The organism is Pseudomonas sp. CFII64, assembly GCF_000416235.1.
Taxonomy (GTDB): domain Bacteria; phylum Pseudomonadota; class Gammaproteobacteria; order Pseudomonadales; family Pseudomonadaceae; genus Aquipseudomonas.
On record NZ_ATLO01000042.1, the window covers coordinates 195,358 to 214,501 of the forward strand.

At 60.2% G+C, this 19,144-nt stretch carries 17 protein-coding genes; 7 read left to right on the plus strand and 10 right to left on the minus strand.

Going from position 1 to position 19,144, the window contains the following annotated elements; translation table 11 throughout:
• Window positions 1-42 precede the first annotated feature (42 nt).
• The 6 genes from CFII64_RS18845 to CFII64_RS18870 all read right to left on the minus strand — a co-directional run bounded on the left by CFII64_RS18845 (window position 43) and on the right by CFII64_RS18870 (window position 7,462).
• Entirely contained in the window at window positions 43-870 is an 828-nt protein-coding gene (locus CFII64_RS18845) for an amidohydrolase (protein WP_020292418.1), read from the minus strand.
• Window positions 863-1,891: a D-isomer specific 2-hydroxyacid dehydrogenase family protein gene (locus tag CFII64_RS18850; RefSeq protein ID WP_020292419.1), complete on the minus strand. Its 1,029-nt coding sequence runs from the start codon at window positions 1,889-1,891 to the stop codon at window positions 863-865. The genes CFII64_RS18845 and CFII64_RS18850 overlap by 8 nt, the downstream gene beginning before the upstream one ends.
• 14 nt (window positions 1,892-1,905) lie before the next feature.
• Window positions 1,906-2,949, minus strand: coding sequence for a LacI family DNA-binding transcriptional regulator (locus CFII64_RS18855; protein ID WP_020292420.1), 1,044 nt, complete (start codon window positions 2,947-2,949; stop codon window positions 1,906-1,908).
• 9 nt (window positions 2,950-2,958) lie between these two features.
• Entirely contained in the window at window positions 2,959-4,902 is a 1,944-nt protein-coding gene (locus CFII64_RS18860; RefSeq protein WP_020292421.1) for a TRAP transporter large permease subunit, read from the minus strand.
• A gap of 70 nt (window positions 4,903-4,972) precedes the next feature.
• Complete coding sequence (locus CFII64_RS18865) at window positions 4,973-5,989, minus strand: TRAP transporter substrate-binding protein (protein WP_020292422.1); 1,017 nt, start codon at window positions 5,987-5,989, stop codon at window positions 4,973-4,975.
• Between the two features lie 183 nt (window positions 5,990-6,172).
• Complete coding sequence (locus CFII64_RS18870) at window positions 6,173-7,462, minus strand: D-tagatose-bisphosphate aldolase, class II, non-catalytic subunit (protein WP_020292423.1); 1,290 nt, start codon at window positions 7,460-7,462, stop codon at window positions 6,173-6,175.
• Between the two features lie 132 nt (window positions 7,463-7,594).
• On the opposite strand from CFII64_RS18870, the gene CFII64_RS18875 reads away from it, so the two are divergent.
• From CFII64_RS18875 to CFII64_RS18905, 7 genes are read left to right on the plus strand one after another with little or no spacing between them, the layout of a single operon-like run.
• On the plus strand, window positions 7,595-8,395 hold the full coding sequence (locus CFII64_RS18875) for a DeoR/GlpR family DNA-binding transcription regulator (protein ID WP_020292424.1): 801 nt from the start codon (window positions 7,595-7,597) through the stop codon (window positions 8,393-8,395).
• Entirely contained in the window at window positions 8,392-9,363 is a 972-nt protein-coding gene (locus tag CFII64_RS18880; RefSeq protein WP_020292425.1) for an N-acetylglucosamine kinase, read from the plus strand. Before CFII64_RS18875 ends, CFII64_RS18880 begins: the two co-directional genes overlap by 4 nt.
• Window positions 9,364-9,373: 10 nt before the next feature.
• Window positions 9,374-10,639: an extracellular solute-binding protein gene (locus CFII64_RS18885; RefSeq protein ID WP_020292426.1), complete on the plus strand. Its 1,266-nt coding sequence runs from the start codon at window positions 9,374-9,376 to the stop codon at window positions 10,637-10,639.
• On the plus strand, window positions 10,636-11,544 hold the full coding sequence (locus CFII64_RS18890; RefSeq protein WP_256208123.1) for a carbohydrate ABC transporter permease: 909 nt from the start codon (window positions 10,636-10,638) through the stop codon (window positions 11,542-11,544). Before CFII64_RS18885 ends, CFII64_RS18890 begins: the two co-directional genes overlap by 4 nt.
• Entirely contained in the window at window positions 11,544-12,419 is an 876-nt protein-coding gene (locus CFII64_RS18895) for a carbohydrate ABC transporter permease (RefSeq protein ID WP_020292428.1), read from the plus strand. Before CFII64_RS18890 ends, CFII64_RS18895 begins: the two co-directional genes overlap by 1 nt.
• A gap of 19 nt (window positions 12,420-12,438) precedes the next feature.
• Window positions 12,439-13,392: an SIS domain-containing protein gene (locus CFII64_RS18900; protein ID WP_020292429.1), complete on the plus strand. Its 954-nt coding sequence runs from the start codon at window positions 12,439-12,441 to the stop codon at window positions 13,390-13,392.
• Between the two features lie 33 nt (window positions 13,393-13,425).
• On the plus strand, window positions 13,426-14,505 hold the full coding sequence (locus tag CFII64_RS18905) for an ABC transporter ATP-binding protein (protein ID WP_020292430.1): 1,080 nt from the start codon (window positions 13,426-13,428) through the stop codon (window positions 14,503-14,505).
• 149 nt (window positions 14,506-14,654) lie between these two features.
• Here the strand turns inward: CFII64_RS18905 and CFII64_RS18910 are convergent, their stop codons facing one another.
• The 4 genes from CFII64_RS18910 to CFII64_RS18925 all read right to left on the minus strand — a co-directional run bounded on the left by CFII64_RS18910 (window position 14,655) and on the right by CFII64_RS18925 (window position 18,837).
• Window positions 14,655-15,236, minus strand: a complete 582-nt coding sequence (locus CFII64_RS18910) for a HupE/UreJ family protein (RefSeq protein WP_020292431.1) — start codon at window positions 15,234-15,236, stop codon at window positions 14,655-14,657.
• 73 nt (window positions 15,237-15,309) lie between these two features.
• Window positions 15,310-16,845 (minus strand): amidase, encoded by a 1,536-nt coding sequence (locus CFII64_RS18915; RefSeq protein ID WP_020292432.1) that lies wholly within the window; start codon window positions 16,843-16,845, stop codon window positions 15,310-15,312.
• Window positions 16,846-17,059: 214 nt separating this feature from the next.
• Window positions 17,060-17,692, minus strand: coding sequence for an ANTAR domain-containing response regulator (locus tag CFII64_RS18920; protein ID WP_020292433.1), 633 nt, complete (start codon window positions 17,690-17,692; stop codon window positions 17,060-17,062).
• A complete protein-coding gene (locus CFII64_RS18925) occupies window positions 17,689-18,837 on the minus strand; it encodes a transporter substrate-binding domain-containing protein (protein ID WP_020292434.1) in 1,149 nt (382 codons plus the stop codon). The genes CFII64_RS18920 and CFII64_RS18925 overlap by 4 nt, the downstream gene beginning before the upstream one ends.
• Window positions 18,838-19,144: the final 307 nt, after the last annotated feature.

A 19,144-nucleotide genomic window follows, 5' to 3' on the forward strand; every position in this document is an offset into this window, starting at 1 on the left:
TCCTATAGCTTTCAAGCGCTGTCTGCCTGACCCATTGCTGAGTTACACCGGTTTGAATCCATACAATCGCGCTGGATTGTCCACCAGAATTCGCCGGCGAACGCTGTCATCAAGGGCCCACTCGCTGAGCAAATCCAGCATGGCCAGGTCATCAGGCGCGGGACTGCGGCCCGGATGCGGCCAATTGCTCGCCCAAAGACAGCGCTCAGGAAATGCTTGCACTAGGGTCCGCGCCAGCACGCTCACGTCTTGGTAATGGGGTGGCCCTGATTTCGACGTCTCGTAGGGCGCGGACACTTTGACCCAGACCTTGCCCGAATCCAGCAGGCTCAACAGGCTTTTGAATCCCGTGTGGTCAATGCCGACCGGTTCGAGAAACTTGCCGGTGTGGTCGATGCTCACCAGGCTTGGCAATGCACGGATACGCGCCTCGAAGTCGGGCAACTGTCGACCGTCAACCTGAAGGTTGATCACCCAACCCAGCTCGGCGATCCGCGCGGATATCGGCTCCAGCGCGTCCCAACCCAAAGCGCCCTGGGCATCGGGAATCAGCATGAAGCGCACGCCACGCACGCCTGCGCGGTGGAGTCTGGCCAGGGTTTCGTCGCTGGTATCAGGCGCAATCACAGCAATCCCGCGCGCCGCGTCCCCCGCTTGTGCCAAGGCATCAAGCAGGCAACCCATATCGAAGCCGTAACCGTTAGCCTGGACCAGTAACGCACGCTCCAGACCCAGGCGCCGTTGCACCTGCTGGTAATCACTCCAGCTCGCGCGAGCGATACGTTGCGTCAGGGTAAAACGTTCGGGCTCGTAAATATGCACGTGGCAATCGCAAGCGCCCGGCATCGGGCTCAAAGCAGATTCACTCATGGGACAGCTCCACACTTGGGTTGCTTCGAACGCCGAACAGGCGCGAGGCCCGGCTGGCGTGTTCAAGGTTGACTGCATCGGCCGGGACTTTGCCGCCCAGCAGGGCCTGGACCTGGCGAACGGTGTCCATTGCCTGGTGCTCGCTGGCCTCGGGGGTCAGGCCGCCGATGTGCGGATTGGCGATGACTTTCGGGTGAGCGGCGATTGCCGGCGTGGGCATCTGATCTTCGGCGCGGCCGACATCCAGCGCGCAACCGGCAATGACCTGCTGGTCGAGGGCAGCGACCAGCGCTTGCTCGTCGACCAGTTCGCCACGGGATGCATTGATGAAAAAGGCGTGGGGTTGCATGGTCTGGAATGCCCTGCGACCGAACAGGTTCGCAGTTTCAGCGGTGGCCGGCGCCAGGCAGACGACGTAGTCCGAGGCAGCTATCACCTCTTCGAACGACGCCTGTCTGATCCCCGGTTCATGAGCCGAGACAAACGGATCGCAGACCAGCACATTCATGTCAAAAGCCCGCGCCATGGTTGCCAGTTTCCTGCCGATGAAACCGTAGCCGACGATGCCCAGGGTCGAGCCACGCAGTTCCCGGCCCATGGTGACTGCGGGAATCTTGCCTTGCCAATAACTCGCGGCGGCGCGACTGATGCCGCGACTCAGATCGATCATCACGCCCATGACCCATTCACTCACGGAAGTATCGAAACCGGGGGTGGCACGGGTCACCAGAACGCCATGGGCACTCGCGGCCGCGACGTCGATGTTGCGGATATCCACCGCCACCCGACAAAACGCCGCCAGGCCCGGCAACTGTTCGAACAACTGGGCGGGCGCAGCCGTTTCGCGGCTGGACACAATGATCTGGCACCCTTGCGCCGCCTCAACCAGTTCATCAATCTGCAACAGGTGGCGCGACGTATTGAGCTTGACCGTCGCGCACTCGCGCAGCTGGTCAAGTGCACGCTTGCTGTAATAGTTTTCCAGGGTTTGCGGTGAGTGCGTCAGGAATATCGTGGTCATGTCATTCAGTCCCTTTACGAATTGGCCGGAGCGGCTACCGACTGCCGGCACACCAGGTCGGGTTGGAAAATCAGGTTGACCGGGGTTTGCTCCATCTGGCGGGAGCGCTCCACCACGCGTTGAACCATGGCATCGGCCATTGCATCGACCGGCATCGCTACCGAGGTCAGGCCGGGGTTGGTGAACGACGCGATGGACAAGCCGTCCATGCCCACCACCGAAATATCCTGTGGCACGCGCAGGCCGGCTTGATGCAAGCCTGACATCAGGCCGATGGCGAGCAGGTCGTTGACAGTGACAATGCCAGTGGGCATCGGGCGCATGGCCTTGATCTGGCTGGCCATGGCAAAGCCCAGGCTGGCCAGCTCGGAATCGCCGAAAATCTCGGCCACCTGGCCTTCGATCACTTCGCTGCTGTCCTGCAATCCCGCCTCGGCGACCCGCTTGAAGAAACCGGCAATTTTATTGGAACGACTCACGGTTTTGCCGCCGGGAACCAGAAATGCCAGGCGCGAATGCCCATGAGCAATCAAATGATCGGCGGCGATATAACCGGCCCGAAAATTATCCGGCGAAATATGATCGACCTGGGAATGCTCTGCCAGGTCAATGCTGCGGTCATAGCTGACCACCGCCAGCCCCCGCGAAACCGCATCTTCAAGGTGGCGCTCGTCATCCATCGACGAGACCACAATCACTGACTGCACGCCAAACGAAAGCAAGTCTTCGAACATCCGTGCTTCGTGCTGCTTGTCACGATGGGTATTGGCCAACAACAGGCGGTAGCCGTAACGCTCCTGCGCAGCGGCTTCGATTTTCAGGGCCAGTTGCCCGTACATGGGGTTGGCGGTCGACGGGACCAGCAGGCCAAGCATCGGTGTATGGCCGGTCTTGAGCTGTCGCGCCGCCCGGTTGGGCCGGTAATTCAGGGTGCTGATCGCCGCCTCGACCCGGCGATAGGTTTCTGCGCCCAACTTGTCGGTTCGGCCGCTCAGGACGTTGGATACCGAACTGACCGATACGCCTGCCAAGGCTGCTACATCATGAATCGTTGCCATCTTTTTGCCTTAACCCATATTAAAAGTGCGTGGCAGCCACAACGAAATCGAGGGCACCAGAACAATCAGAACCAACATCATCGCCAACAAGAGCAAGTACTTGAGCATGCGCCGCGACACGTCTTCGACCTTGGTCCCGGTCATCGCACAGGTGGCGAACAATCCCAGGCCGAACGGCGGTGAAAACAGCCCCAGGCCCATGGCAATCACTGACACGGTCCCGAAGTGCAACGGATGAATACCCACTTGAACCGCAATCGGCACCAGCAACGGGCCGAAAATGATCAGCGCGGGCGCGCCTTCGAGCACCGCGCCGAAGACCACCATGATGATGACCGACGCGAAGAGAAACGCCAGCGGACCATAGTCATGTGCCAATGCGAGCATGAAATCGGAGATGATCGCCGGTATCTGCAGGATTGTCAGCGCGAACGCCACGCTGGACGCAGCAGCAATAATGAACAGAATGCCGGCGGCCATCGCTGCCGAACGCACGAACAGCGCGACAATTGCCCGAGGCGTCAGCTCGCGGAAGGTCACGCCACCGACCAGCAGCGCGTAGACCACGGCGAAGGCCGACACTTCAGTGGAGGTCGCGACACCGGACGTCACGCCCTTGCCGATCATTGCCACCATGATCAGCGCCACCAGCGCGCCGCCCATCAGCCGTAGCAACGGCGTACGCAGGGGAAACGCTTCGTTGGGATCCACCTTGCGCCCGAAGATCACCGCCAGGGTCGCCAAGCCCATGGCCAGCACCACAGCAGGCACGATCCCGGCCAGGAACAGCCCACCAATGGAGATATTGGCGACAAAGCCCATGATGATCATGTTGATGCACGGTGGAATGGTTTCTGCCATCACCCCGGAGGCCGCCAAGACGGCTGCGGTTTCGTTTGGATCCTGACGCGTGCGGCGCACGGCGGGAACGACGATGCCGCCCACGGCTGCGATATCCGCCAGCTTCGAGCCGGACACGCCGGAAAAGAACGCCGTCGCCAGAATAGTGATCAGGTTCATCGAGCCGCGCACGCGTCCAAAGACCCTGACGAGCAACTCGATCAGGCGTGCGGACATCCCGTTGACCTCCATCACCAGCCCTGCCAGGACGAAGAACGGAATCGCCAGCAACACGAAGTGATCCATGCCCGCCATGACTTGCTGGGAGTAGATGACCATCGGCAACGACGGGTCGCCCATGAAATACAACAGCGCGCACATGGCCAAAACAAAGGCGATTGGCACGCCGACCAGCAATCCGCCGACGAAGCCCAACAGCAGCAGCGTCCAGGGTTGCAGGGCGAAGGCTTCAAATTGGCTGTTCCAGCCCCAGACGGCGGCGCTGACGACAATGCAACCCAACAGGCTCAACCATGTACTGCGCGTTGCGCCATTGACGGCATTGGCAACGCCGACGACGGTCATCAGCAGCGCGCCGACGAACACCGGCAACACATTCAGCCACTGCGGCAGCCCCATCGGCGTGGAAACATTGGCCGAGTCCTCAAGCAGCAACCAGGAAGAGAATGCCAGCCCCGCCGCTGTTCCCGCGACCGCCCAGCCGCCGATCTGCAACGCGACTTGCTGCCAGCCAGCGGGCAACAAGGCGCGAAAGAAATCGACATGCACGTGCTTGCCTCGGGCGAGCACCGTGGCACCGCCGAGGAACACCAGCATGACCATCAAGCCACGTGCGACCTCCTCTGCCCAATCCACTGGCTGGTGGACGAAGTAACGCAGAATCACCGAGGCGAACACCACCGCCACGTCCACCGCCAACACCACGGCGCAGAGACGTTCGGTGAAGGTGCACAGCGTGGCGAGCAGTCGACCGCTGGCCGCCCGGTTATTGAATCCCCACTCCTGAGTGGGTACGAGCAGGCCCGCAGCGTCCAGCGGGCTTTCCTGCCCAGGTTGATCCGCTGCAGCGGTGACGCTCAAGGATGGGTTCATCACGGGTATCTCTGATTGTTATTGTCGATAGCTGCGCAATGGAAGTCGCGGCACCCTGTGTGAGCCGCGATCAACTCCGTGACGCTTCGATGGCCGCCAGAACCGGGGCCGTGACGGGGTTACTTTGAGTGAACGGCACCCAGAGTTTTTCGCGCATCAGCTGCCGGGTGACGTCACGCTCGCTGTCCGCCATCGGGAAGAAAGTCATGCCCGATTTGGCCAGTGCGGCAACCGCTTCAACGCCCTTGATTTTCGCGGTTTCGCGCTGGTGGATGCTGGCGTCCCGGGCGGCGGCGATAAACGCCGGTTGCAGGTCAGCAGGAATCTTGGCCAGGCCACGCTTGCCGATCACGGCGATGCACGGGCTGAACAAGTGATTGGTTTGCCAGCAATTGCGCACCACTTCATCGAGTTTGTTGGCCAGCACGCTGGCGGCATCGTGTTCGAAGCCTTCCACGACACCGGTCTGCACGGCGGTGTAAACCTCGTTGAACGCAATCGGGGTAGGAATCGCGCCCAGCAGCTTGAAGGTCTCGATGAACGCCTGAGTCGGCAATACCCGCAGCTTGACGTTCTTCATGGCCGCCAGGTCCTTGATCGGCGGCTTGGTGTAGACACTGCGCGCGCTGAAATGCGAGCCCCAGCCGATGACCGAACAACCGGTCCGTTCCTGCAGCAACTTGTTGTAGATGTCGCCGACGCCGTTATCCACTGCCTTGGCCACATGGGCATAGCTGTCGAACAGAAAGCCAAGGTCGAGCAACGCTAACTCAGGCAACGCTGTCGCCCAGATCGAACTGCCGGTGACCATCATGTCGATCGACCCCAGACGCACCTGCTGCACCACGTCGGCTTCCTTGCCCAACTGGCCATTGGCAAAGAAATCGATGCGCACTTTGTCGCCCAAGGCTTGTTGGAGATTCTCGGCAAAGCGCTGGTAAAACAGAAAATGCGCCGAGTTCTGATCGGACGGCATGGTGGAAGACAGTCGCAGCACGGGAGTCGCAGCGCGGCTAAAGGTTGGCAGAGATAACGCAGCGGCGCCCAGGGCTGCCGACTGAACGAAACGACGACGGGTCAGATTCATAATGTTCTCGATGGTTTTTTTATTTTTAGTAAAACGTTTTACTAAACCGTTTTACAGAGAGTAGTCCTCATGCGGATTTTTTCAATAAATAATTTTTGATTTTCAGGTTGCGACAGGAAATCGCTCGAACGCAGTGGTCTTCACACGGCTTGAATAAAGGTCATCCTTGACCCCGAGCTGGCGTTAAAAATCTGTGGCTCTACAGGCGGCACGATAGTGTTGTAAAACATGGGCTATCGCCGCCATGACCAATCCCCTCGCCGAGCTATCCCCCAGACCGTTCGCCACTTGCGGATATAAATGCGGCAAGTATTGGCTCACCAGCGTATCGGGGATGGATTTGTCGCCCAACGCCAGAAACAGCGCGTCGACCGCTTTGGTGGCAGCCTCGAAGGGCCAGTAATAGCGAATCCGGTCGCTGTAGCTGAAGTGGCGTTGCAGACCCAGCGCTGACTCATCGCCCCGGTAATACTTGTTCCAGTAATGCGGTTGCGCCTGCATCAGCGTTTCCATGACGCGAGGCAATTGTTGCTGCTCCGGCAGCAAATTCATCGTGACTGCGATTTGATCAAGTGCATACAGCGCCTCGCGTAACGCGAACGTCAGGCCGGGGCCAACCTTGAGGATTGCAAAACCGTCACGGACCAGGTGAGTCAGTGCCGAGGCCGGCTGGTAATCGGTGGAATGAGCCTCGAATACGACCTGCGGCTCAAGCTGCAAAACCGCGCTGAGGATGCGCGCCTTCTCCGGTTCGTAGGTCACCACATTTTCATTGCCGAACTCGACGCCAGGCTGAACCACCAACCCGACCACCCGTGCGAAGGCGCTCTCCAGGCCGAGGGCGCTGAAGGCCGTACGATGCAACTCAAGCGTTTCGCGTGCCGCTTCAGGCGTGGTGACCTGCAAGTCCTCGACCTTTTCCAGCGCGCCACCCGGCACTGGCACTTCAGTGCCGATGACATAAACCGGCAGCGGCAGGCCGGCGTTACTCACCGTTTGTTCGACCACGGCTGCCAGGCGTGCTGCGCGCTCAGCGATCAACGAGCCCGGCAAAGGATCGGTTTCACCCGCACACGCCATGCTGGCGTCGAGATGGATCTTGGAAAAGCCCGCCCGTGCGTACGCCTCCAGCATTTTCTCCGCGTTGCTCATCGCTTGATCGGCAGGCAGATCTTTCCAGGGGTTGGGCCCCAGATGATCTCCGCCCAGAATCAGACGCTCAGGAGCAAACCCCACCTTCTCGACGATGCCGGAAACAAACTGGCGAAAGTCCGCCGGGGTCATGCCGGTGTAGCCGCCCTCATGATTGACTTGATTACAGGTTGCCTCGATCAACACCGGGCCTGAGTATGCCTGCGCTTCGCGCAAAGCCGCTTCGATGACCAAAGCGTGCGCCGAGCATAGGGAGGTGATGCCTGACGGCACACCTTGTGCGTGAGCCTGCGCCAGTTTCTGAAGATAATGCGTCTGCATGGCCTGCCTCTCGATTGACGTTGAAAGGCAACCTTACGAGAACGAAACGATCAAGATCAATCATATTTTTGATTGACAGTGATTTTTTAGACGCTATATTTCCATTCAATGAATCACTAGTGAGCACCAACAGTGACCAAAGACGAGCGACTCTCGCTGATCTGTCAGCACCTCTACAGCCATGGTGAAAGCACCATCCAGACCATTGCCGATATTGCGGACGCCTCTCTGGCGACGGTTCGCCGCGACTTGCTGAGCCTGGAAGCAGACGGCACGATCCATCGCACCCACGGTGGTGCGCGCATTGCCAAAAGTGCTGGCGTTGAAGTGGCGTTTGACCTGCGGGAAAACCAGAATCTGTTCGCCAAACGCGCCATTGCCGAAGTGGCTTACGAGCAGATTGTCCCGGGCTCGACCATCTTCCTCGACGCCGGCACCACCGTATTGCAGCTCGCCCGGCGCCTGCGCCTGGATCCGCTGCCACTGTCGGTGTTCACCAATTGCCTGAATGTTGCGCAGCTGCTGATGAATACTCCGGGCATCACCATCGTTCTGCTCGGTGGGCAATTGCGTGCCGAAAATGCCTCGATGGTAGGTGCGCTGGCTGAAGCGATGATTGAGAACCTGTGGTTCGACCAGCTGTTTCTGGGTGCTGGCGCCATCGCTCCGGATGCTTGCATCTACAGTCTCGACGCCAGCGAAGCGCAGCTGAATCAGAAGATGTTGGCCCGGGCCGGTAGCACCTTGCTGTTGGCCGATTCGAGCAAGTTCGATCAACGCCTCACTTATCGCGTGGCCCCGCTGAGCCCTTCACTCACAGTCATCAGTGATGAGCTGCTGCCGACCAGCTGGCGAGCGAAGCTCAAGGAATTGGGTTGCACGCTGTTGAAGGCCTCCAGCCAGACGGTTGCCGTTGAGGATCTCAAGGCATGAACGATTGCATTCTGGGACTGGACAGCGGGGGCTCGAAAACACTTTTGGCAATCGCCAATCGCCAGGGCCAGGTGCTGAAACTTGAAACGGCCAACGGGCTCGACCCGATTGCCAATAACGACTGGCAAGCTCAATTGAGCGCGCTGTTGCAGTCCGCCGCTGAGCTGCCGCTGGTGGCTGCGGTACTGGGATTGCCATTGCATGGCGAACTGAGCGAATGCTCAATCGTCCAGCACGACATTGCCCAGCAGTCGCTGCGGTGTCCGGTAACAGTGGAAAACGACGTGCGGATCGCCTTCGACGGCGCATTCATCGGGACGTCGGCCGGCGTCCTGATATTGGCCGGCACCGGGTCGATGGCCTGGGCCAGCCGCAACGATCCTGGGGCACAGCAGGTGCGCGTCGGTGGCTGGGGCGACGTCTTCGGCGATGAAGGCAGCGCTTACTGGATCGGCGCGCAAGCATTAGTCGTTGCCAGTCGCAGCCTCGACGGACGAGACACCCAACATCGGCTGACAAACGCTTTGTTGAACCATCTGCGCCTGGCTCCCGAACAACTCGCCGGTTGGGTTTACGGACTGACAAACCGCCGCGCCAGCATTGCTGCGCTGGCCCTGCAGGTTTCGGCATGGGCCGATGCAGGCGACAGCGCCGCCATTACCATATTGGACGCCGCTGCCGGGCACCTGGCCGAACATATCAGCGCTGCCTGGCGTGCAATCGGTCAGCAAGGTTCGCCTTCCTGGAGTTATGCCGGCGGTGTATTTGCCAACCCTTCGATCACCGCCCGGGTAGCCGGGCACCTCGGCACAGCGCCTCGAACGCCACGCTTGCCGCCGATTGGCGGAGCACTCTGGCGTGCTGCACATAACGCGGGATGGAACCCCGACAACAGCTGGATTGAACACCTGTCATCAAGCCTACGCAGCACTCTTGCACTGCCATCAACCTCCCCCTTCCCAACGTAGAGGTTTTGCCATGCTCCGACGCCACTTGATCGCTTCGCTCGCGCTATTGCCCTTGTCGTTCGCCCTCCCGGCGTTCGCTCCCATGGCCAGCGCCGCCACCGCCAGTGTTACTGAAGTCCTGCTGCCACCCTGGGGCACCCTGCCCAAGGCAATGACTGACCGTCTGACGGCCGAGACAGGCATGACGCTGGAAACCCAGACATTGGGCTGGGATCAGATCCTGACCAAGATTGCGACTTCGATGATTGCCGGCAGCCCGCCCGCTGATACAACGGAGGTCGATTGGTCGTGGGTCGGGCAGTTCGGAGCGGCCAATTGGTATCAGCCGCTTGAGAGCGCAGTGGATGCCGCCACGATTGCGGATATCCCTTCGGCGAAGCTGTTCATGTTCAATGGCCATTTATTGGCAGTGCCCTACGCCAACGATTTTCGGGTGCTGATTTATAACCGCGACCACCTCAAGCGTGCCGGTATCGCTGCGGCACCGACCACCCCGGAACAACTGCTGACGGACGCCAAGGCGATCAAGGCCAAAAACATCAGCCAATACCCTATCGCCTTGCCGTTGTCGGCCAGCGAAGGCAGCGCCACCGCCTGGTATCTGTTGACCAAGGTATTCGGCGGCGAGCTGTTCAATGACCAATACGAGCCGCAATTCATCAAACCCGATTCCGCCGGTTACAAGGCCATGGCGTTTGAAATAGCAGCGCTCAAGGCGGGGTTGATCAGCCCGGCGGCCACAGGTCTTAAAGATGTCGAAGTTCAGGAGCTGTTCAAAAAGGGTGATGCCTCGTTCGACCTCGCCGGTTGGGCAGGCAACGTGGCGGTTTACAGTGACCCGGCCAAATCACAGGTTGCCGAACATGTCGCCGCCGCATTGATGCTGACCACCACGGGCACGGCACGCACTATTGGTCTACCGGAAGCCGTCGGTATTCCCGCCACCGCCAAGAACAAAGAAGGCGCCAAGGCCTTCATCAACTGGTTCATCAAGCCGCAGAACCAGATCGACAGCTATGCAACGCTGGGCAACCTGCCGACGCGCACTTCGGTGCTCAAACAGCTCAACAGTGAAGGCAAGCTCAAGAGCGGCGACGTCATTCTTCAGCAGGCCGGGCTGGTCGACCCGCTGTTCAAACAAGGCACGCCCGTCTGGTATCCGCAATTTACCAGTGCCGTTTCCAGTGCCCTGAATCAGGCGGCCAAGGGTCAGCTGACCGTGGCCCAGGCCGTGGCGCAGATCGCCGAACAAGCTCAGAGCGCCATGCAGCCGTGATCAATCTATCCTCGATCAGGGAACGGCTGCGGCCCGTCCCGGGTGAGACCTGGTTGGGGCTTGCCTATGTGCTGCCGATCATTTTGGTGATGGCCAGTCTGGTCTTCGTACCCTTGGTCACCACGGTGCTTGACAGCCTGTACCGGATTGACCCCATGCGGCCGGGCACGCCCTTCATTGGCATGCTCAATTATCAGAATCTGGCAGCCGACAGCAATGTTCAGCACGCCACCTGGAATACCCTGATTTACGTGGTGATCGCCGTGCTGCTGGAGACCGGCGGCGGGCTGGGCGCCGCCTTGTTGCTGAACAAGGTTCGGCGCGGCCGCCAATGGCTGCTGGCGGTTCTGGTGCTGCCCTGGTGCCTGCCGCCCGTGGTTAATGCGCTGGTCTGGTTGTGGATCTACAACCCGAGCTACGGCTTGCTGAACAACCTGCTCAAGGCGGTCGGACTGCTCGACGAGAATGTGGTGTGGTTCAACGATCACAATACGGCGCTGTTACTGGTGGCATTGGTCCATGTCTGGCGCATGTTGCCGCTCACCGCGATCATTTTGCTGGCCGCGTTGCAGGCGATTCCCGCCGATCTCTACGAGGCCGCCAAGCTTGATGGTGCCGGGCGCATCAAGTGTTTTCGGATGATCACCCTGCCGCTGATTGCCGGTGGCCTGGCGATTGCCCTCAGCCAGTCGACGGTGTTTGCCTTCAACCTGTTCGATGAAGCCTGGATTCTCAATGGTTCGAGCCTGGACACCCGCAGCCTGATCATTCAGGTGTACATGTCTGCGTTCCAGAACCTGAAGTTCTCCTATGGCATGGCCTTGTCGGTGCTGGCGATGATCGCTTCGCTGGTGGTCTCGCTGATCTATGTGCTCAAGGTCTACCGCGAAACGAGGTTCGACTGATGCGCAAACTCACGCTGCATTATCTGGGCAAGCTAGGATTCGCCCTCGCCGTGCTCGCCTTGTTGCTTTGGTCGCTCGGACCGGTGTACTGGGCGGTAATCACCAGTTTCACCGACCCGCGGGACATGCTTAGCGAACAGTTGAGCCTGTGGCCGGAGCATCCGACACTTGAGCATTTCGCCAAGTTGTTCGGTGCCAGCAGCTCCTCGCAAGGCAATGAAGTGCAATCGGTCTGGCCGCAGTTTTCCAGGGCGTTCCTCAACAGCCTGGTGACTTCCGTCGCCGCAACTCTGGTCACTTTGGTCGCCGCCGCTTTTGGCGGATACGCCTTCGTCAGGCTGCGCTTCCCGGGCCGGGATCTGTTGTTCGGGCTGGTCGTCGCAAGCATGGCGGTTCCGGCGTACACCGTGATGATCCCGTTGTACCGCCTGATGATTTCCCTGCACCTGATCGATACCTATCTGGGCGTGACGCTCATCTACGTATCGGCGTTCCTGCCCCTGGCGCTGTGGTTGATGCGCAGTGTGTATCAATCCCTGCCAGTGTCCCTGGAAGAAGCGGCCTGGCTGGATGGCGCGGGACGCACCTACACCCTGGTGCGCATCGTCCTGCCACTGGCCGCGCCCGGCTTGATCGCCACGGCAATCCTCACCTTCCTCAGCGCCTGGGGGCAATTCATGGTGCCGCTAGTGTTCTCGCCGTCCCTGGCGACCAAGTCGCTGACGGTGCTGATCCCTGAATTCGTGACCCGCAACTACGTCGACTACGGCCTGATGAACGCCGCCGGCGTCATCGCAATGCTGCCACCTGTCTTGCTGGTGATTTTCCTCAACCGTTTCCTCGTACGCGGCCTGATTGCCGGCGCGACCAAATAACCTCTGAAGGAACCTATTTATGAACGCCACTGAACAAGTCATCGTCGAACAGTTCCCGTTCTGGGGGCCCGCATTGACCCAGCCGCTGCCAACCCTCGACGCTGCAACCCTCGTCGTGGTCGGATGCGGCACTTCCTACTACCTGGCGCAGGTCGTTGCCAGTGCGCTGAATCTGAACGGCAAACGTGCCATAGCGGTGCCCGGCGGTGAATGGGCACGGCGTCCTGAGGCCTATCTGGCTGATATCCGCGATGTGCAGGTCATTGCCCTGTCGCGCAGCGGCGAATCCACCGAAACCGTGCAGGCCGTAGAAGCCAGTCGAGCGCGCGGCCTGAAGACGCTGGGCATCACCTGCGAAAGCGCCAGCAGTCTGGCCCGCTGCAGCGATGAGGTGCTCTTTGCCCCGACCCACACGATGGAAGGCATCGTGATGAGCAGCTCCGCCAGCCTCATGCTGCTGTTGGGACTGCGACTGGCCGCTGTCGATGTGAATGCCGCCCTCCCCGACCAGGCCGAGCAAGCCATGCACGCACTTGATCGGCAACTGACCAGCGCAATTCTGTCGCGCTCGCACTTTGTCTATCTGGGCGGTGGCGCGCACTACGGGCTGGCCAGCGAAGGTGCGTTGAAACTGCAAGAGATGAGCCTGACCTACACCCAGGTGTTCCACCCGATGGAATACCGTCACGGCCCGATCAGCCTGGTGGACGACAAGACGTGCGTGGTGCTGATCTACAGCCCGCAGACCCGCGATGAAGAAGCAAAACTGTATGCCGAACTCAAGGAAAAAGGCGCGCTGGTCATCGGCTTCGGCGGACCGGGTGATCTGTACGTTGAAGTGAGCCAGACCGGCCTTGACCAGAGCCTGGAAATCCTGCCGGCGTTGCAGCTGTTTGGCGAACGTCTGGCCCAGCATAAAAACCTGGACAGCACTGCGCCACGCCACCTCACCAAGGTTGTGCGTCTTTCCTGATTCAGTGGGTCCGGCATAGGTAGTTCTCCCGATATGGCAACCGTCAATATTCAGCAACTTCGTAAAAACTACGGCGCGATTCCGGTGCTGCACGGCATCGACCTGGCCATCGCCGATGGCCAGTTTGTTTCGCTGGTGGGCGCCTCCGGCTGCGGCAAGTCGACGCTTTTGCGCATGATCGCGGGCCTGGAATCGGTCACCTCCGGTTCGATAGAACTCAATGGGCGCGTGATCAATGACCTGTCGCCCAAGGACCGGGACATTGCCATGGTGTTCCAGAACTACGCGCTTTATCCGCACATGACCGTCGCGCAGAACATGGGCTTCAGTTTGCAGCTGCGCAAGGATTCGCCTGAACGCATAAAGAAAGCGGTGCTGGAAACCGCGGCCATGCTCGGTCTGTCGAACTATCTGGATCGCTACCCCAAAGCGTTGTCCGGCGGGCAGCGTCAGCGGGTCGCCATGGGTCGCGCAATCGTGCGTCATCCCCAGGTGTTTCTCTTCGATGAGCCTTTGTCGAACCTGGACGCCAAGCTTCGGGTGCAGATGCGCATCGAAATCCGCACCTTGCAACGCAGGCTGGGCACCACCGCCATCTACGTGACCCACGACCAGATGGAAGCCATGACCATGTCCGACCTGATCGTCGTCATGAATGCCGGGCGCATCGAGCAAGTCGGCGCACCCATCGAAGTCTATGACCGACCGGCCAATCTGTTCGTGGCCACTTTCATCGGTTCGCCGGCGATGAACCTGATAGAAGGCGTGCTGGAACAGGAAGACGGCTCATCCCTCATCCGCGTGAATGGCCAGCGAATCGCGTTGGGACGGCGCATCGAACTGCCTGCAGCAACGCCGGTGGTGATGGGTATTCGCCCGGAACATTTGACCCTGGCGCCGATCCTCTGTCCGGCATTCTCTCTGCCGTTCAGCGTGGACCTGATCGAGCCCACTGGCGCGGAAAGTCATGTCTACGGCCGCTCCGGCGACACCGCAATCGTGGCTGCGCTGTCGCGAAGGGATGATCTGCAGCTAGGACAAGCCGTGCGTTTGGGGGGGCGATGCGAGCACATTCATGTGTTCGACAAAGCCAGCGGAGCGCGAATGGACTGAGCTGCCTTTGGGACGACAACCTCAGCGTTTTCAGTCGACGTCACGCCGCCAGAAACGCAGTGGATTCGCCGTAGGCTGGAAGTGGATAAGGGGCTGGCTCTCGACCGCCCATCTGGATGAGCCGAGGCCAGCTCGCCACGCATTGCACTTTATCCCACCAATAACAGACCGCCGATGCCAGCCGAGACCAAGCCGATGCTGCGAATGACGGGCACGCCAGCGACGGGCGTCCAGCGCGACAGCGCATAGCCGGCGGCGTGCAAGGCGGATGTTGCGATGACAAAGCCTGCGGCAAATCCCATGGGGCTGCTCATCTCCGGTAATTCCAGACCATGGGCAATCCCGTGGAACACACCAAAAAGCCCTGTGATCACGATACTCATGGCCAGCGGCGGACGGGCCGCCACGGCCACCAGCAAACCCAGGGCAAGTACCGAGGCTGCAATTCCGCTTTCCAGATGCGGCAGCGCAAATCCGGTGAAACCCAGCAATCCGCCCAACAACATACAGCCGACAAATACCGCAGGAAGCATCCAGCGGGCGTTGGCTTGTTGCTGCGCCGCCCAAAGACCTACCGCAAACATCGCCAACAGGTGATCCATCCCGCTCAGGGGGTGAACCACCCCAGCCAGCAGTCCTGATTGATCATGTCCGGGATGGGCAAAAGCAAACATCGGCAGCACAGACAATGCGCAGCACAGGGCCACGCGGGTAGATCGAGTCATCAGCATGAAAGGCTCCTGTATTCTGAGTCGACGCAAGCGCCAGCGAACCCGTCGCCAGCGCCACGTCCGGGGTATTCGCTTACGCGCGCGGTGGTTTAGGGAATGCGCCGCGAGCCTGTTCGTAAGCTCGCGCAACGCGCAACGCCAGGGCGTCCTTGAAGCGCGGCGCGACAATCATCATCGCCACCGGCAGGCCGTCTGCCAGACCGGCAGGAATCGACGTCGCCGGGTGTCCGGTCAGGTCGAACGGCGCCGTGTTGGCAAGCATGTTCAGGGCGCTGTGGACGTACTCTTCCACGGGCGCATCTGGCGCGGTAAGCGGGGTCGCTACAAAGGGCATGGTTGGCATCACCAGCACATCGAAGTCCTTGAACGCTTCGTCATACTGGCGGGTCAATTCCGGGACCAGCATCCGCGCCTTGGCATAGTAGGCGCCATGCAGGTTTTTCAGACTGTAGTGACCCGTCAACGCAACCGCCTGCACGCTGCTGGACAGTGCATCGGCGTGTTCGCGACGCTTCTCGCCGAAATAACTCATGATGTCCGGATCGTAATAACCGTCGACGTTCATGCCATAGCCGTTGCCTTGCAGCATCTGGTATGCAGCGCCGTCAGTGGCGATGACGTTCCACAGATCCAGGGCAACCCCTGAGTGCCATGGGGCGCTGGCTTCGCCAACTGTGGCACCGAGTTTTTCCAGTTGCTCAACGGCCGCCTTGACCAGCGCATCAACCTGAGGCTCGGACATGCCGGGAATGGCAAAACCTTCACGCAACAAGCCGATTTTCAGGCCGATCACGCCTTCATCCAGAGTCGCAACGCAGTTGACCGAGGGCGGATTTTTTTGCCGTGAATCGAGACCGTCGGCACCGGCGATAACGTCAAGCATCACGGCAACATCGCGCACGTTATTGGCCATCGGCCCGACGTGATCGATGGTCCGTTCAATCGGGAAAGCGCCGGTGTAGGGCACCAGGCCGTAAGTCGGTTTATGGCCGACGATACCGCTCCAGGCCGAGGGCATGCGAATCGAACCGCCCTGATCGCCGCCGATGGCCATATCGACTTCTTCGAGGGCAACCAACACCGCACTGCCACTGGACGAACCGCCGGCATTGCGCGTCGGGTCCCATGGATTTTTCACCGGACCGCTGGCTGAAGTGAAACTGGCGCCGGAGAAACACAGGTCTTCACAGACCGATTTGCCAACCACCGTTGCGCCCGCTGCCAGCAGGCGCTTGACCACCGTGGCATCCTCGGACGGGACGTAGCCGTCCAGACTCAACGAACCGTTGGCCATCGGCACACCCGCCACCGAGACGTTGTCCTTGATCACCACCGTCCGGCCGACCAACGGGCCTTGCGCTGCACCGGCGATATGGGTTTTTACGTACCACGCGCCGTGCACATTGTCGGCGTCCGCCGCCTTGCTGTATTCGCGCGTTGGCGGTTGCTGGGCGACGTTGGCGGCATACAGCGCGTCGATGGCTTCGTAAGAGTTCAGGGTTTCGTCGGCCAGATTGAGGAAGGACTCCATCTGGCTATCGGAAAGATGGTAGCCGTGGTCTTCAGCGGCAATCAGAAAGTCGGCTTTGCTGGGGCGTTTTACGGACATGGTGTTCTCCAGATAACGTTAAGGATGGCCCGGAATCGGGCGATCATCGACTCGAACCGGCCATGCGCGATGCACAGGCTGCGGTTCGCTCCGGAGGACTTCGTTGTCCACGCCGGTCGCCACGCGGTGTTCCATACCTGCCGGGTAAGGGCGTATGGCAAACGTCCACGCAGAAGAGGACCAAGCCGCCTGGGGCTTGATGCTCAAAGGCTGTTCAGGAACAGGCTCGTTGAAACAATTCATGGGCCTTGACCAGCGCCTCGGCAATTTTCTCCACCGGTTCGCGCTTGGCCATGGCTTGATCACGCAAGGCGTTATAGGCGTCGATTTCCGACATGCCCTTGGTTTCGATCAAAATGATTTTCGCCTGCTGCACGGTACGCATGACTGCCATGCGACCTTCCAGACGCTTGACGTGTTTCTCACGCTCGCGTGCCTTGCGCGACTGACTCAAGGTAATCGCCAGCGCCGTCAGCAGGCCGAAGGATTTCACAGGCGACGGGATCACCGAGCAGGCGTTCAGCTGCACCAACGCTTCAACGATGATCGGGTTCTCGTAGGCGATCACCGGAATGATCGGCGGTGTGCTGGCGTGCAGCAGCCAGGGTGTATTGGTCGAGAGGCTTTCCGGCGACACCGCCAACACGATCACGTCCGCCTCGATGGCCAGCCGTTCCGGGATCGGCCACTGCACGCGCACCTGACAGCCGATGCGCTGCAACTGCTCGATCAGGTTACGGCCGTCTTCGTCATCCGGATGCATCACCAGCACACTGACATCGCGCAAATCCTTGATGCCGCTGGCGCTGTCGTTGCGCAGGCGTTTTTTGGCGGCACGCAAGGTCATGGTCGACTCCCGGCAGAGCTGGACCAATCATTGAAATTGGGCGCGATAGCATAGGGATCGGGCTTGAGGGCACTCTGGCTCTCGTACAGGATATCGAACTGGCCCTCGGCGTTGGCCCGGCCGATGCGTGAAAACAGGTAGGTGTGGTGGTTGTCCGCATCGACCCGAATGCGCCCTTGAGGCGCTTCGAATTCCAGGCCGCGCATGGCTTGCAACACGTCCTCCACTTCGGTGCTGCCAGCCCGCACGATGGCCTTAGCCAACAGATGGACCTGAAAGTACGCGGCTTCCCAGCATCGGTCGGTGACCTGATGCTGACCGAACAGCTCGCGGTACTGAGCGATGCATTGGCGATTGTTCGGCGTGTCGACCGACTGGAAATAGGTGGCCGCCGAGATGTGCCCGGCGCCCAGATGAGCGCCCATTTGCCGAATATCCGTTTCGCTGGTGGTCAGGCTGGCGATGGGCATCACGGCGGGGTCAAAGCCCGCGTCGGCGTAGGCTTGGTACAAATGCCCCATGGTTTCGCCAACCACCGTCGAGAAGATGAACGACGGCTTCAGTTCCCTGGCCTTGACCATCAACTTGGCGAAATCTTCCGGCCGGGCGTTTTTCAGCGGCAGGTAATATTCGCCCAGTTTGGTGCCGCCGCGCTCGTACAGCAGGTCGCTCATCAGGCGATTGGTTTCGTAGGGGTAAACGTATTCCGAGCCGATCATCAACACGCGGTTGCCGAAGTTATCCAGCATGTAATTGCCCAGCGGCAACGCGTTATGGTTCGGCGTGGCGCCGGTATAAATGATGTTGCGTGAATATTCGAAACCTTCGTAATACACCGGATACAGCAGCAGCGCGTCATAGCGTTCGACGATGGGCAATGCGGCCTTGCGCGCGGCAGAGGTGTAGCAGCCGAAGAAAAAACGCAGGTGCTCTTCGCGGATCAGTGACTCGATGTGCATGGCATAGAGCGCAGGCGTCGAATCGGGGTTGCGGGTGATCAGTTCCAGAAGCCGGCCATCGACGCCACCGGCGGCGTTGATCTGCTGGATGGCGAATTGCGCGCCGCGCATTGTGGAGCACTCGGCAGCAGCGGTGACGCCGGTGTCGGAAAACAGACCGCCTATGCGGATCGACTGGTCAGCCATGCCTATAAACCTTGTTCAGCGTGAGATGAGACGCCCGCTCAAGGCTGGGGGTCTGAAAGTCCGTGCAGAGAATAACTGAGCGAAATACCGTGTATCGCAACGGTTGCTCTCAGGCCGATTGTGCCTGGGGCTGGCGCGACGACGCTGTCGGGGCCAGTCATGCGAGGGGCCTTCCACACTTGCCGAGGACGGGCGTGTGACAAGGCACCCTGCGAGGGTGTCATACGAGCTTCATGCAGATAGCGGGCCATGCGCCCATTCGTATAACGCCTGCATGCTCGTCGTCACGCGCTCGCGGCCATCTGCC

Coding starts and splice junctions, on each gene's coding strand:
- CFII64_RS18845 (WP_020292418.1), bottom strand. CDS start 870: ATGAGTGAATCTGCTTTGAGCCCGATGCCGGGCGCTTGCGATTGCCAC.
- CFII64_RS18850 (WP_020292419.1), bottom strand. CDS start 1,891: ATGACCACGATATTCCTGACGCACTCACCGCAAACCCTGGAAAACTAT.
- CFII64_RS18855 (WP_020292420.1), bottom strand. CDS start 2,949: ATGGCAACGATTCATGATGTAGCAGCCTTGGCAGGCGTATCGGTCAGT.
- CFII64_RS18860 (WP_020292421.1), bottom strand. CDS start 4,902: ATGAACCCATCCTTGAGCGTCACCGCTGCAGCGGATCAACCTGGGCAG.
- CFII64_RS18865 (WP_020292422.1), bottom strand. CDS start 5,989: ATGAATCTGACCCGTCGTCGTTTCGTTCAGTCGGCAGCCCTGGGCGCC.
- CFII64_RS18870 (WP_020292423.1), bottom strand. CDS start 7,462: ATGCAGACGCATTATCTTCAGAAACTGGCGCAGGCTCACGCACAAGGT.
- CFII64_RS18880 (WP_020292425.1), top strand. CDS start 8,392: ATGAACGATTGCATTCTGGGACTGGACAGCGGGGGCTCGAAAACACTT.
- CFII64_RS18885 (WP_020292426.1), top strand. CDS start 9,374: ATGCTCCGACGCCACTTGATCGCTTCGCTCGCGCTATTGCCCTTGTCG.
- CFII64_RS18895 (WP_020292428.1), top strand. CDS start 11,544: ATGCGCAAACTCACGCTGCATTATCTGGGCAAGCTAGGATTCGCCCTC.
- CFII64_RS18900 (WP_020292429.1), top strand. CDS start 12,439: ATGAACGCCACTGAACAAGTCATCGTCGAACAGTTCCCGTTCTGGGGG.
- CFII64_RS18905 (WP_020292430.1), top strand. CDS start 13,426: ATGGCAACCGTCAATATTCAGCAACTTCGTAAAAACTACGGCGCGATT.
- CFII64_RS18910 (WP_020292431.1), bottom strand. CDS start 15,236: ATGCTGATGACTCGATCTACCCGCGTGGCCCTGTGCTGCGCATTGTCT.
- CFII64_RS18915 (WP_020292432.1), bottom strand. CDS start 16,845: ATGTCCGTAAAACGCCCCAGCAAAGCCGACTTTCTGATTGCCGCTGAA.
- CFII64_RS18920 (WP_020292433.1), bottom strand. CDS start 17,692: ATGACCTTGCGTGCCGCCAAAAAACGCCTGCGCAACGACAGCGCCAGC.
- CFII64_RS18925 (WP_020292434.1), bottom strand. CDS start 18,837: ATGGCTGACCAGTCGATCCGCATAGGCGGTCTGTTTTCCGACACCGGC.